This window comes from Psychrobacter phenylpyruvicus DSM 7000 = NBRC 102152 (genome assembly GCF_000685805.1).
Taxonomy (GTDB): domain Bacteria; phylum Pseudomonadota; class Gammaproteobacteria; order Pseudomonadales; family Moraxellaceae; genus Psychrobacter; species Psychrobacter phenylpyruvicus.
Genome location: NZ_JMKP01000020.1, coordinates 20593 through 34247 on the forward strand (window position 1 = coordinate 20593; position 13655 = coordinate 34247).

Genomic DNA, 13655 nt, shown 5'->3' on the forward strand with positions numbered 1-13655 from the left:
GGTTATTGCAATAATAAGTTAATAACACTACACACCTTGGCCTTGCCACAGGTTTAGCCAAGGCTCTGCAATTACGCTATTGGGAACTTACTCCCTGTTAACTAATAAGGACATTAGAATGGCATCACGTAAACGCTCTGAAAAGCGTAGCTTAGATCAATGGCTAGCTGACTATGCTGTTAGCCACCAAAACCCTATTAACAAAAAAATCCATTGGCTATGCGTGCCCACAATTTTTGTGAGTATTTTAGGCATGGGTATGTCCGTAGCCGCTTGGTTCACTATCGTAGCTGCCATGCTGGTGGCAATATTCTACTTACGTCTCTCTACCCCATTATTTATTGCTATGGGCATATTTATGCTCATCAGTATGGCTGCCATTGCTTTACTGCCTTTAGGGTTCAAGGCATGGGCTGCTATCTTTGTGGTGGCGTGGATTGGACAGTTTATCGGACACAAGCTTGAAGGCAAGAAGCCCTCTTTCTTTGAAGACTTGCAGTTCTTATTAATTGGGCCAGCGTGGGTAGCACATACCCTGATGGGACGCAAAATAAAGCCAAGTATGTAACTAAAATATACATTTCTAACCAAAATACAACCAAACCTTCTGCTTTGGTGGCTTTATGTAACCCAAAATTTCATAAATTTTTGTTAAACTAGCAACCTCTATATATAAGCAACCCTTACATATAACCTATGCCTTTTAATCAAAAGGCATAGGTTCGTGTTTTATGGTGTAGCTTCATGTTTTGTATAGTATAGATAGCTTGCCTAGTTCTGATAAATCTTGTCTAGCTGTGATAAATAAAGACTTGCTGTTTAACAGTAACGGCTACTTATCAATGATATATAACTCAATTAATTATAATATCATCCCCTTATAGTCCCATCTTTTAAGCTTTTTAATAGGAGAACAAACTGTGAAATTATTAAAAAAATCATTAAGCATTGCTGTACTTGTTGGTCTTGGCACAGTAAGCGTTGCCGGAAATGCGGCCACTTACGAAATTGATCCTCATCATGCCCATGTTCGTTTTTCTGTGGATCACTTTGGGACTTCTACTAACGCCGGTGGTTTCTACAACTTAACTGGTATTGTTGAATACGATCCTGAAGCCAAAAAAGGCTTTGTTGGTGTAACTATCCCTATGGGTAGCTTAGAAACGGGTATCAAGCCGTTTAATAAACATTTAAAGTCTGCTGATTTCTTTAATGTAGAGAAGTATCCAACGGCCTACTTCAAGTCAACTGAATGGCAGTTTGATGGCGATAAAGTGAAGGCGGTTAAAGGTGACTTAACCTTACTTGACCAAACTCATCCAGTAACGTTAACTGCTACTAACTTTAACTGCTATGACAGCCCAATGTTAGAAACACAGGTATGTGGTGGTGACTTTGAAACCACTATCGATAGAACTAAGTGGGGTATCGACACTTACACTGATGGTGGTATGATGAAAAATGTTAAGCTAAAAATCCAGATTGAAGCAGGTCTAAAAGACGACAAAAAAGGGTCTTAATAGACGCCCGGCTTTCATCAACTTTTGGCCAATTTTGCTTTTATTTTTATCAAAGCATCGGCCTAAAAAAGGCGCTACTCAACAGTGGCGCCTTTTTGTCTTTAAAATTAAGCCATTTTAGCCCCGTTACTTGATACTACCGGAATGATATTATAGATGAACCTGCCCAGTATTCAGCCTATCTCCGCAAGAGACTCTCACGAGCCAAACCGCACTGCAAGCACGCTTGAGCTATTATTTGACTTAGTTTACGTCATTGCCATTTCAGCGGCAGCTCAAGGGTTATATAAGGACTTAGTGGCTCACGAATACATAGGATTTATCACCTTTACCGTAGCATTTTTTATCCTGTGGAATGCGTGGACCAGCTTTACTTGGTTTGGCTCAGGTTATGATCCAGATGATTGGCCTTATCGTATTTCTGTCATGATGCAGATGTTTGGCTCGCTATTAATTGCTGCCAATATCCATCAGTTTTTTGATCAAGGGCTAATCTGGATTGGGGTAGTTGGTTACGCCATCATGCGTTTGGCAAGCTGCAGTCAGTGGTGGCGGGTTTATCACCATGTGCCTGGGCACAAAAAAGTGGCTGGTCGCAGCATGTTTGGGTTAATCACCCTGCAGCTGATGTGGATAAGCTGGTTGTTTTTACCTGACTCTCTAAAAAAGCCCGCTTTGTTTTTATTCATCGCAGCTGAGTTGTTGATGCCCGTCTGGGCTCGCTCCGAGCAGTTTGATAACTGGCATCCTCGTCACATCGCTGAGCGCTATAGCCTCTTGACTATTATTGTTTTGGGCGAAGGTATCTTAGGGGTGAGCCAAACCATCTTATATTTCTTAATCAGCCCCACTTACTCAGCTTCCACTATTTTGATTTCAGGCTTGGCCTTAGTAGCCTTACTATTTTCGGTATGGTGGCTTTACTTTAGTGTTCCCTTTGACAATATCTTGGATGAAGAGCGTCGCCGTCATGATTTTGTTTCTTTTGGCTACGGACACTTCTTTATTTTTGCCGCTTTAGCAGGCTTGGGTGGCACCTTAAAACTGGTGACAGATATCTTTGATGAAACCAGTAATGTTGCACTTGGGGGCATCTCTCAGTCTTATGCTATGGCAATGATTATGCTGCAATTGGGAGCATTCTTATTGGCATTGACCACATTGCGGGCTTTAATGTGCCGTAAATCTAGCCACAACCTGCTAGGGCTATTACTCAGCTTGTGTATCTTAGCGCTGAGTTATTTTATAGTCAGCCAAGGGGTATCGATTATTTATGGTATTTGGCTTAGTGTGTTGGCACCCGTTACTATGATCAGGCTATTTAGTATCGATAATAAAACTTGGTCAGCTGCTGCTTAATTATTAAAGCTTACTCCCAAGTTAGCCACAGTACTTAGAATTTAGATTTGACCAAAAAAAAGACAGCCCACTAAGCTGTCTTTTCTATTATCAAGTCAACAAACAAATACTATCAAACAATTTAATCTGCCAAAGCCTGAATCAGCTCAAAGCGAGGCACAGTCTTGCCCTCAACAGTTACTGTTTCGGTAAACATCTCAAGCGGGCGCACCCACACATCATAATTACCATAAAGACAACGGTACACTACCAACGACTCCTCAGTTTCTGAGTGGCGCGCTGTGTGTAGTACTTGGTAGAGATTGCCCTTGTAATGGCGATATATACCTTGAGAAACAGACTTATTTTTACTCATAACTTTTCAACTTATTGCTAAGATTATTTTTTGCATCTGGCCATTCATCAACCGTCATACTATAAACGACAGAATCAGTAATTGTACCATCTTGACGGATTCTATCGCCTCGAATGATACCTTCTTTTTTAGCCCCCAGTCGCTCTATGGCTCGCTGAGATTGCATATTGATAATATCGGTACGCCAGCCTACCGTTAAGTATTCTAAATCCTCAAAAGCATGGGTCAATAACATCAATTTGCAGGTGGTATTCAACCGGCTGCGCCAATAGGACTTAGCATACCAAGTATAGCCAATATTTAGACGCTTAACAGAGGGCATAATATTATAAAAGCTGGTCGACCCAATCGCTTTTCCAGTGATGTCATCAATAACGGCAAACGCCACTCTATCCCTCATACTGTCTGCTTTATCAATATACTCAGTCATTGTCTGCGGACTTGGCACAGAGGTATATACCGTCTCCCATAGCTTGCCATCTTGGCAAGCCTCTGCCAAATCATCTACATGAGCTATCGTTAAAGGCGCAAGGGTTATCCCATTATTAGACAGTCTGATAGGACTCATCATAGTTATTTCCAACTGGTCACAATATAACTCAGCCCTTGATAACTACTTCATAATAGCTATTACACAATAACTATTACCCATTAAAAAAGCTGAGTTTCCATTCAAAAACTCAGCTTCATCATAGATTAAAACCAATTATTTAAGCAATAATTTATGCAACTGTTTATGCAATAGTCACTCTAGCAAAAGCTTTTTTACCGGCCTGAATCACCACAGTTTGACCTGAGGTTAAGCTAAAGCCTGCATTGACTTCCTCGCCGTCAACCTTAACCGCATTGCGTTTTAGCATGTCTTTGGCGGCCGCACTGTTTTTAGCCAGGTCTGCTTGGTTTAAGATTTGCGTGATAAACAAGGCGTCTTGACCCTCTTCAAGCTCTAAGGTCACCTCTGGTAAATCCACAGGCAGCTCACCATCCGCTAAGACGTTACCTGCTGATTTGTGGGCGTTCGCTGCAGCTTCCGCTCCGTGGAAACGCTCAATAAGCTCTTCAGCTAAGATACGCTTGATCTCTTGCGGATTACGTCCCTCTTCCATCTCTTTCATTAGCGCATTCACCTCTTCCATAGGCTTGAAGCTTAGGAATTCGTAATAACGCTGAATTAGATCATCTGGCATAGACAGTAGCTTTTGGTACATGGTGCCTGGCGCATCATCTACACCCACATAGTTACCTAGCGACTTCGACATCTTATTTACGCCATCTAAGCCCTCTAGGATAGGCACTGTGATACACACTTGTGCTTCATGACCATAACGTCCTTGAAGCGTACGGCCCATCAACAGGTTAAAGGTCTGGTCAGTACCGCCCATCTCAACGTCAGCCTCAAGAGCAATTGAGTCATAGCCTTGTACCAGAGGATATAAGAATTCGTGAATGGCAATTGGGGTTTGTGAAGCATAGCGCTTCGCAAAATCATCACGCTCAAGCATACGCGATACAGTGAGCTGGCTTGCCAACTGAATCATGTCACCGGCGCTCATCTCATTGAACCACTGCGAGTTAAATACCACCTTGGTTTTGTCTTTATCTAAGATTTTAAATACTTGCTCAGCATAAGTTTTGGCATTCGCCAGCACTTGCTCATCGGTTAGCGGTGGACGGGTGGTGTTTTTGCCAGAAGGATCACCAATTTTTGCGGTATAGTCACCGATTAAGAAATAGATCTCATGGCCTAAGTCTTGGAAATGCTTTAATTTATTGATTAGAACTGTGTGGCCTAAGTGTAGGTCAGGAGCAGTGGGGTCAAAACCTGCTTTAATCTTTAATGGGCGACCCAACTTTAGCTTAGCAACCAAATCTTCTTCTGAATAAATCTCATGAGTACCACGTTTAATAATGGCCAGTTGCTCTTCTATACTTAAATTATTAGTTGATTGTTCTGACGTCGCTTGGCTCATATCTGCCTCAATTATTTTGTGATGAATGAATAAGAAATAACAGTCTAATCAGGACTATGTTAGTGAGTATAAAAAACGAATGCTAGGATTTTAATGAAGAATACAGCAAAAAGCTATTTTCACGGGCTTTTTATAGCCTTTTTTGATAAATCTTTATCTAATTCAGACCTTGAAACCTATTTCAGATTTGATAAAAAGCTTATCTAAGCACCTTTTGTTATAATAAGCATACCACTGCCTTACGGCAGTCTACTCTTTTTTTATTGCAACCAATGCAGCAGGCCTATGACACATACCGAACTACCCTCCAATGATAGCACTTTAGAAGACTTACAAAACTTGGAGACTGCTTTATCTGAGACTCTGTTTGACAGTTTTGACACCGGTTACTATATCGGCATGATGTCAGGGACCAGCCTTGATGGTATGGATGCAGTCATTTGTCAGTTTGATGACTCTGATAATGAGAAGATTGTTGCCACACATACTAAGCAGTTCCCAGAGCACCTACGCGATACCCTGTTAGCGTTATGCCAACCCAATGGCATCGCCAATCTAGCTCACCCTGTAAAAAACACCATTTTAGAACAACAACCCCACAGCGAGCTGGAATGGTTTGGCTGGGCCAGCCGCGAATATGCCGAATTTGCCAGTACTGTTGTCAACGAACTTCTTGCAAAGTCAGGCATTGCTGCTGATGCCATTTTAGCCATTGGCTGTCATGGTCAAACCGTGCGTCATCGTCCAAATCTAGGCTTTAGCTTGCAGCTGGTAGACCCAAATATTATTGCAGAACGCACTGGAATCAGTGTGGTTAGCGACTTTCGCCGTAGAGATATGGCCGTTGGGGGTCAAGGCGCTCCTTTAGCACCAGCTTTTCATTTGGCACAATTTGCTGACCCAACACAGTCTGATAAAGACCTAATTGTGGTTAATCTAGGCGGTATTGCCAATATTACCGTTCTACCGAGCAATAAAGCCGACCAAGTTATTGGCTACGACACGGGGCCGGCAAATATTTTGCTAGATGCTTGGTATCAGAGCCATCATCCTCACTCTGCCACACTTTATGATGACGCAGGCCAGTGGGCACAGTCGGGTACCGTCAATACAGAGTTATTAGCCCAGCTTATGGCTCACCCCTACTTTAGTCAAAGTGGGCCCAAAAGCACAGGCCGAGAGGAGTTCAACTTAGACTGGCTGACCCAGCAGATTGAGGACTTCAGCGCAGAGACCGAGCAGAGCGTTGATGCCGCTTCAGTACAAGCCACCTTGACTCAGCTGACCGCTCAGAGCTTGTGTGATGCCATTCAAACCGAGTCTGATCGCTTAAGCCTCAAGCCTGGCAATATCATTGTGTGTGGCGGCGGTGCTTATAACCCCAATTTAATTAACCAAATTGCGCAGCAGCTGCCAAAATGGCAGGTGGCCACAAGCCAAGAGTTTGGCATAGCCGCTACTTGGGTAGAAGCTATGGCGTTTGCTTGGCTGGCACGTCAGACCATTATAGGCGAGACGGGTAACCTGCCCGCCGTCACTGGTGCGTCTAAGGCTGTGGTATTGGGTCAGGTTTGTTTTGCCTAGCCAAAGCTATAAGCACAGATAGCTTTAAACACAGATAGCTTTAATCACAGACAGCCTCAGACAGCTTGTCATGCCAACAGTCTTAAGCCAAAGACTGTACCCATTGTACAATCTGATTACTCGGCAGTGCTCCTGACTGTCGGGCAATTTCTTTACCGCCTTTAAAAGCCACCATGGTCGGCAAGCTACGAATGCCATAGGGGGCTGCGGCTTGCTCAAACTTATCAGTCTGCAACTTAGCAAATACCACATTTGGCAACTGCTTAGCGGCTTGCTCAAATTGTGGCGCCATCATATGACATGGCTGACACCAGCTTGCCCAAAAATCAACGATGGTTAACACCTCATTTTTTTGAATGGTTTTATGGGCGGTTTGACCAGTTAATACTACAGGTTCTGCTATCAATAAAGGGCTTTGACACTTACCACATACCGGACTTTGGTTCAGACGTTCAGCAGGGATTCTATTGGTTGCCGCACACTGAGGGCAAACCAAATGTAATGATTGTGAGTTACTCATAATTTTATACCTTTAGAATTATCATAAAAATTACTATAAATAAACGGTTTAGAGATAGACTTTAATAACTTAGTGTAGCCTTAATCAAATACACTTAGCCTATACAAATAGTCAATCTTTCTTCTGCAATTTGTTATATTATACAATTATATATATTGATACTTAGAACTGGATTTCAATAGCCCAAGTCTATCCAATTATAATCATCAGTGGCTCCAGTTAACCGGTCTTTAATGCGAGGCTATCGTGGCGGAAAAACAAACATCAGCTAATCGTCTTGAAAACAGCAGCTGGCTTGCTAAGTTAATCCCAGAGTGGATATCGACTTATGACACCTCTCGCCTGCCCGCCGATATCATTGCAGGACTGGTAGTCGGCATCTTAGTTATCCCTCAAAGCTTGGGCTACGCAGTATTGGCAGGCTTGCCCCCAGTTTATGGTATCTATGCCTCCATCATACCGGTGCTGGTTTATGCTTGGGTTGGCTCAAGCAATATACAAGCCATTGGCGCCGTGGCCATCACAGCCATTATGACCGCCAGTAGCTTACATGGCTTAGCCATAGAAGGCAGTGTGCAATACGCGATGCTAGCCAGCTTACTGGCACTAATGATGGGCTCTATACTTTGGCTCGCGGGCAAGCTCAAACTTGGCTGGATTATGCAGTTCATTAGCCGCGGCGTATCTGCAGCCTTCGTTAGTGGTGCCGCGGTATTAATATTTGTTAGCCAACTAAAATACGTGACCAATATTGCGGTTAGTGGCAACACTTTACCAGGCTATGCCGCAAGCTTATTGACTCAATTAACTACCTTTCACTTACCTACCTTTATCATCGGCAGCGTTAGTTTTACATTATTTATGCTAAACCGTTACGCCAGTCATTGGTTATGGCAGTCTTGGTTACCCTCTGCTAAAGCCAAATGGGCAGGGCGTTTATTCCCCTTAGTAGTGGTCATAGTTGCCATTGCCTTGAGCCATTTTGGTCATTGGTCCAACCAAGGCATTCGCATTATCGGTGAAATCCCCTCTGGCTTGCCAATGCTAGCTGTGCCCAAGTTTGACTCTCTGTCTCAGGTCGCAACCTTATTACCTACCGCAGGGTTAATGGCCTTAATTGTGTTTGTGTCTAGTAGCTCGGTCGCCAGTACTTATGCTCGTATGCGAGGTGAGAAATTTGATGCCAACAAAGAGCTTCAAGGGCTAGGCTTGGCCAACATAGCCGGAGGCTTTAGCCAAAGCTTTCCGGTAGCTGGTGGCTTCTCGCGTACCGCTATTAATGCCGACTCAGGCGCTAAGACTCCTTTGGCCAGCATCGTTACTGTGATTATTATGGTGGCCGCTTTATTGGTATTAGGCGACATAATCGCTCCCCTCCCTTATGCGCTATTGGGGGCAATGATTATGGCCTCTATTATTAGCTTAATTGATGTAGATACCTTCAAGACAGCATTAAAGACAGACCACTTAGATGCCTTAAGCTTTGCGGCTACCTTCGTTGGCGTGCTGTTATTTGGTCTTAATGTGGGTTTGGTGATTGGTATCATTGTGTCTTTTGCAGGTCTAATATGGCAATCAAGTCAGCCGCATATTGCAGTGGTCGGCCGACTCGAGGGCACAGAGCATTTTCGTAACATTCACCGTCATAATGTGATTACCTATGACAACCTGTTAATTATGCGGGTCGATGAGAGTCTTTTTTTTGGAAATAGTGAGTCAGTTTATACCCAGATCAAAGATGCTCTCAATCAGCACCCTCAAGCCCGTGAACTGGTACTAATTATGTCCTCGGTGAACCACATTGACCTTACCGCTCAAGAGATGCTCATTACCCTAAACCGTGAACTTAAAGCTGCCGATAAGCGTTTGCATTACAGTTTCATCAAAGGCCCCGTTATGGACATTATTGAGCAAACCCCTGTCATTACTGAGCTTTCTGGGCGTGTCTTTTTGAGCACCATGCAAGCAATTACCTTATTAACCGATGATGACCCACATAACGATACTTATCCCACGATACAAAAAAGAGAATTTGAATAATCCAATATAGAAATACTGTTCAAATAAAATATGCCTACAATAAAAAATAGGGACTGAGCTTAAAATGTTAAAATCAGGCTCACCAAATTCACATAATTTATTCAGCGGGCAAAAATTAATACCATGAGCGACTCTTTAACCATTTATAAGCAAATTTATCCTGTTCAATGCCTAAAGCTTTCTGAAATGGGCTACCGTTCAATTATAAACGTTCGTCCTGATAACGAGGTGGAGAACCAACCTTCGAGCCAGACACTATGTTCAGCTGCAGAGCAAGCCAACTTGAATTACTGCCATATCCCTTATGATGAAGAGCGCTTAAGCTGTCACACAGTTGCGCAGTTTGCTGAGCAATACCATAAGTTGCCCAAACCCATCATGCTATTTTGTGGCTCAGGGGCACGCGCTAAATTGCTGTATCAAAGCGCCTTGATGCAAGGTTTACTATAACTCAGGGTCCCAAGGTTTTATGTTTCAAAGCTTAATATCCTACAACTTCAGTTAAGCCCGGCCCGTTTAAGGTAGCGTGGATCACTTAAAGCTTTGATACTTATCTTGAACAATAAACCAATTTTAAGCGTCTATTATTTAGTAAAATAAACCGCAGAATATCTATTTAAAAAAGTTTTTATTAAAAAGGAAAAGATTATGTCACATCAAGTGAGTTTTTCAGGTCAAATCACTCCAGAACAAGTAAAAGAAATTGCTGACCAAGGCTTCAAAACCATCATTAATAACCGTCCAGATGGCGAAGCTGCTGATCAACCAACTAGCGCCGATATTGAAGCGGCTGCAAAAGCCGCTGGCGTTGCGTACAAAGAAATCTCATTTGCGGGTAATGAATTAAACATGCAACATGTTGAAGATTTCGCCGATTATTTTAATCAAGCTGAGCAGCCCATTTTAATGTTCTGCCGTACCGGTAACCGCTCGAATGGCTTATATGAAGCGGCCAAACAGCGTGATATGTTAGACGACTAATTTAGCTTAGAGGTTTAATGTAGCTTTGAGAGTTAATGGTCAGTAATAATGACAGGCTTAGCCTACATAACCCTCACACACCTCTTTTAACTGCGCCCGTCCAAAATTTGGATGGGCGTTTCGTTTATACCCCTTTCGATAATCACATTAGGTACCCCTATCTAATGAAGCCGGTGAGATAATCGTTTTAGAAGGTGCGTTGAGGAATTAAACTTACGTGTTAGATTAATAATTAAAAGCCATTTACTAGTAATAACATTCCAATCAAGCTTGCAGGAAGCAATAAAATCCATACAGTTCAAATCAACGATAACCTGCTAAAATCAAAAAGAACATTCGGGTTTTCCTAGATTGTCTCTTATGACCTTAATTGGAATGTCACAGGTGGTTTGCGTAATTTAAACATTCACATTGCAAATTGGCTAATAAAACATGAACAGATCTATAAATAGAATCGTTGCAGTTTCAAGCGTCTCCTTATTGTCATTAACGTTAACAGGGTGCCTTACTATGGTTGCTACTGGTCAAGCCACTAAGGAGAGAAACAAAATCACTTATACCAAAATAGATGAGGATGTTATAAGAAATATTGGTTATACCTCTATAGAAAACAACTCTGATAAAAAAATGGTACTGCTCGGAGATAAGTATTCCTATGTATTAAGTAGGGGTATTGAAGATGTAGATCTAATGACTAAGTTAGACCCTAAATATTTACAGATGCCAAAAGTAGTGTACGTGGATAGAAGTACCGAAGACTATATATCAACTGACTTAGACTTTGATTATGTAAGACCGGATGAGAAATATACTGACCAAGAAAAATCTATTCTAAAAAATATATGTAATGAAACCAAGACCAATAGCTGGAAACCCAAAACCTATTATCATTGCTCAAGTACATTAAAGGGTAATCTTTATAAAACTCGAACTTCTGATAAAAGAAACTACTCCTTAAATCAGGGGCGTAAAGTTGAAATTAGACAAATGGGTTCGACCACTTATAGAGAATATGGTGACCTATCAATATTGCCTTTAACCCTTGCTGTTGACGCCGTCACTTTACCTTTACAACTGCTCTGGTTAGGAAGCTCATGGATTATCTATAATAATAATCAAAGTCAGCAAAACTAAAGGATAGAAATGTTGGGTTAAATGGGAGTGAAATGTACGTCTCGTACTATGGGGTGTGGACACACCCATAGCCACACCCTACACTATCATTTATTATGATTGAAGCTGTCAATACGGCACATATGGGACAATTGGGGAATGACTCTATGTGCCTATTGCTAACTAGCAGTGGATTTAATTTTGACAATCAAGTATCTCTTATTATGTAGTAATTTTGACTGTCCATCTTCAACGCTTATTACTAAAAGAGGTATATGTGCTTCAAGTTTGCTCGCGTAAACTATTTAAAGATAATAACATTCAAATTAATAATCTAAAAAAACCACCCCAACTATAAATAGCTGAGGTGGTTTTTGATGGAACGTGGAACTAAAGTTTCAGTTCAAGCCTGAGAGCTTACTGCATCACTAAATAATCAAACGCACTCAGTGCTGCTTTTGACCCTTCGCCCATCGCAATGTTAATTTGCTTAAATGGGACGGTAGTTACGTCACCCGCTGCGAAGATACCTTTACGGCTGGTACGACAGCGCTCATCAATCTCAATCTCGCCAAAGCGGTTCATATCAACGAAGCCTTTCACAAACTCTGAGTTTGGTACCAGTCCAATTTGTACGAATACCGCTGACAAGTCTTGCTCTTTAGTTTCGCCGCTACTACGATCTTCATAAACGATTGAGGTCACTTTACCATCAGTCGCTTTAATTTCTTTGGTCGCCGCTGAGGTAATGATGTCAATGTTTTTGGTTTGTTTGGCTTTATCAATTAACACCTGATCAGCTTTTAAGTCGTCAGCAAATTCAAAGACAGTCACATTTTTAACGATACCGGCCAAGTCTAACGCAGCTTCAATACCTGAGTTACCACCACCAACGACAGCGATGTCTTTACCTTTGAAGAATGGGCCGTCACAGTGTGGACAATAAGCAACACCGCTACCAATGTTTTCTTCTTCACCTGGAACGTTTAGTTTACGCCACTGAGCACCAGTCGCCAGAATAATACTGCGTGTTTCAAACTGCTCACCTGTGTTCAGATGAACGCTGTAGTTACCATTGTCGGTTTCAGTTAACTCTTTTACGCTAACGTGCTCTTTGATAGTAATCTCATACTCTTTTAAGTGCTTTTCAAAGTTCGCTGATAGCTCATTACCTGTGGTTAATGGTACTGAGATTAAGTTTTCGATACTTTGAGTGTCTTTTACTTGACCACCGATACGGTCAGCAATGATAGTCACTTTAAGACCTTTACGTGCACTATAAATTGCTGAGGCTACACCCGCTGGACCACCACCGATAACGGTAACGTCTTGACGTTCCAACTGCTCGGTGTCATCTGATACTGCAGACAGTAAATCAGGATACTGCTGTTGTAATTTGTCAATAATACGTGCGGTATCTACTTTACCATTCAAGAAAGGTTCGCCGTTTAGGAATACCGCAGGCACCCCTTGGATATTATTGGCTTCAACCTGCTCTTGGAACAGACCACCATCAATCATTTCGTTGCTAATGCCATCATTCAATAAAGCAAACTGGTTCAGCGCCTGCACCACTTCTGGACAGTTGTGGCAAGACAAAGACACATAAGTTTGGAACTGAAGTGGCTGCCCAATACGTTTCACCATATTCTGAATGCTATCATCAAGTTTTAGGGTGTGCCCGCCAGCTTGAAGAATGGCTAAGATTAATGATGAGAACTCGTGTCCGCCTGGAATACCACTAAACACGATACCTGTTTCAGTCTCTTTTGCATCAATCTCAGTGGTAATTTTAAAACTGATTGGGCTAGGTAAGCTGTCATCAGTAGCATTTTCATCAAAGTTAATTTTGTCACTAGTGCCTGCAATTTGAGTCAAAAACTTTACCAACTCAGCACGTTTTTCATGGTCACCGCTACCAATTACAAAGCTAATTGGACGGGTCATATTTTCACTATAGCTTTTTACAGCATCTAATAAGCCTTGGTCTAACATATTGAACTCCTTATAGGATATTTTTATCTGATATAGTTATCTATATATATGATTTGTCTGTAGCGAGATATGGCACGTTTTATATAGGCCTTCTCTACTGTCGATACTTGTATTATCGGGTCTGTAGACCAAAACAACAAGCTGATTAAGTCAAACCTTGTGATTGATAAAACAAATCTAATATCATTTATTGTTTTATATTACAAAACCAGTAATGC

Annotated in this window: 13 protein-coding genes; 8 read left to right on the top strand and 5 right to left on the bottom strand. The window is 41.9% G+C overall.

Annotated features, from left to right (window positions below; genetic code table 11):
- Positions 1-118 precede the first annotated feature (118 nt).
- The 3 genes from G561_RS0108670 (at position 119) to G561_RS0108680 (ending at position 2879) form a co-directional block, all read left to right on the top strand.
- A complete protein-coding gene (locus G561_RS0108670) occupies positions 119-568 on the top strand; it encodes an Mpo1 family 2-hydroxy fatty acid dioxygenase (RefSeq protein ID WP_172462166.1) in 450 nt (149 codons plus the stop codon).
- Between the two features lie 352 nt (positions 569-920).
- The gene (locus G561_RS0108675) at positions 921-1520 is read left to right on the top strand and encodes a YceI family protein (protein ID WP_028859198.1); all 600 of its coding nucleotides are present in this window, start codon (positions 921-923) and stop codon (positions 1518-1520) included.
- A 156-nt stretch (positions 1521-1676) separates the two neighbouring features.
- Positions 1677-2879: a low temperature requirement protein A gene (locus G561_RS0108680; RefSeq protein WP_028859199.1), complete on the top strand. Its 1203-nt coding sequence runs from the start codon at positions 1677-1679 to the stop codon at positions 2877-2879.
- A 121-nt stretch (positions 2880-3000) separates the two neighbouring features.
- Here the strand turns inward: G561_RS0108680 and G561_RS0108685 are convergent, their stop codons facing one another.
- The 3 genes from G561_RS0108685 to tyrS form a co-directional block, all read right to left on the bottom strand.
- Positions 3001-3234: a DUF1653 domain-containing protein gene (locus G561_RS0108685; RefSeq protein WP_028859200.1), complete on the bottom strand. Its 234-nt coding sequence runs from the start codon at positions 3232-3234 to the stop codon at positions 3001-3003.
- Positions 3227-3805 (bottom strand): GNAT family N-acetyltransferase, encoded by a 579-nt coding sequence (locus tag G561_RS0108690; RefSeq protein WP_028859201.1) that lies wholly within the window; start codon positions 3803-3805, stop codon positions 3227-3229. Before G561_RS0108690 ends, G561_RS0108685 begins: the two co-directional genes overlap by 8 nt.
- Positions 3806-3968: 163 nt before the next feature.
- On the bottom strand, positions 3969-5204 hold the full coding sequence (gene tyrS / locus G561_RS0108695; RefSeq protein WP_028859202.1) for a tyrosine--tRNA ligase: 1236 nt from the start codon (positions 5202-5204) through the stop codon (positions 3969-3971).
- A 285-nt stretch (positions 5205-5489) separates the two neighbouring features.
- Here tyrS and G561_RS0108705 point away from each other — a divergent pair, with 285 nt between their 5' ends.
- A complete protein-coding gene (locus G561_RS0108705) occupies positions 5490-6788 on the top strand; it encodes an anhydro-N-acetylmuramic acid kinase (protein WP_028859203.1) in 1299 nt (432 codons plus the stop codon).
- Between the two features lie 82 nt (positions 6789-6870).
- On the opposite strand, the gene trxA is transcribed toward G561_RS0108705, so the two are convergent.
- On the bottom strand, positions 6871-7308 hold the full coding sequence (gene trxA, locus G561_RS0108710; RefSeq protein WP_028859204.1) for a thioredoxin: 438 nt from the start codon (positions 7306-7308) through the stop codon (positions 6871-6873).
- 246 nt (positions 7309-7554) lie between these two features.
- Between trxA and G561_RS0108715 the strand changes: the two genes are divergently transcribed.
- The 4 genes from G561_RS0108715 to G561_RS0108730 all read left to right on the top strand — a co-directional run bounded on the left by G561_RS0108715 (position 7555) and on the right by G561_RS0108730 (position 11463).
- Entirely contained in the window at positions 7555-9348 is a 1794-nt protein-coding gene (locus G561_RS0108715; RefSeq protein ID WP_028859205.1) for a SulP family inorganic anion transporter, read from the top strand.
- A gap of 123 nt (positions 9349-9471) precedes the next feature.
- Positions 9472-9798 (top strand): protein tyrosine phosphatase family protein, encoded by a 327-nt coding sequence (locus G561_RS0108720; RefSeq protein ID WP_028859206.1) that lies wholly within the window; start codon positions 9472-9474, stop codon positions 9796-9798.
- 198 nt (positions 9799-9996) lie between these two features.
- Positions 9997-10329, top strand: coding sequence for a protein tyrosine phosphatase family protein (locus G561_RS0108725; RefSeq protein ID WP_028859207.1), 333 nt, complete (start codon positions 9997-9999; stop codon positions 10327-10329).
- Between the two features lie 510 nt (positions 10330-10839).
- Complete coding sequence (locus G561_RS0108730; RefSeq protein WP_028859208.1) at positions 10840-11463, top strand: hypothetical protein; 624 nt, start codon at positions 10840-10842, stop codon at positions 11461-11463.
- A 396-nt stretch (positions 11464-11859) separates the two neighbouring features.
- Here G561_RS0108730 and ahpF read toward each other — a convergent pair whose 3' ends face one another.
- Positions 11860-13437, bottom strand: coding sequence for an alkyl hydroperoxide reductase subunit F (gene ahpF, locus G561_RS0108735; protein ID WP_028859209.1), 1578 nt, complete (start codon positions 13435-13437; stop codon positions 11860-11862).
- Between the last annotated feature and the right edge of the window lie 218 nt (positions 13438-13655).

Coding starts and splice junctions, on each gene's coding strand:
- G561_RS0108670 (WP_172462166.1), top strand. CDS start 119: ATGGCATCACGTAAACGCTCTGAAAAGCGTAGCTTAGATCAATGGCTA.
- G561_RS0108680 (WP_028859199.1), top strand. CDS start 1,677: ATGAACCTGCCCAGTATTCAGCCTATCTCCGCAAGAGACTCTCACGAG.
- G561_RS0108685 (WP_028859200.1), bottom strand. CDS start 3,234: ATGAGTAAAAATAAGTCTGTTTCTCAAGGTATATATCGCCATTACAAG.
- G561_RS0108690 (WP_028859201.1), bottom strand. CDS start 3,805: ATGATGAGTCCTATCAGACTGTCTAATAATGGGATAACCCTTGCGCCT.
- tyrS (WP_028859202.1), bottom strand. CDS start 5,204: ATGAGCCAAGCGACGTCAGAACAATCAACTAATAATTTAAGTATAGAA.
- G561_RS0108705 (WP_028859203.1), top strand. CDS start 5,490: ATGACACATACCGAACTACCCTCCAATGATAGCACTTTAGAAGACTTA.
- trxA (WP_028859204.1), bottom strand. CDS start 7,308: ATGAGTAACTCACAATCATTACATTTGGTTTGCCCTCAGTGTGCGGCA.
- G561_RS0108720 (WP_028859206.1), top strand. CDS start 9,472: ATGAGCGACTCTTTAACCATTTATAAGCAAATTTATCCTGTTCAATGC.
- G561_RS0108725 (WP_028859207.1), top strand. CDS start 9,997: ATGTCACATCAAGTGAGTTTTTCAGGTCAAATCACTCCAGAACAAGTA.
- G561_RS0108730 (WP_028859208.1), top strand. CDS start 10,840: ATGGTTGCTACTGGTCAAGCCACTAAGGAGAGAAACAAAATCACTTAT.
- ahpF (WP_028859209.1), bottom strand. CDS start 13,437: ATGTTAGACCAAGGCTTATTAGATGCTGTAAAAAGCTATAGTGAAAAT.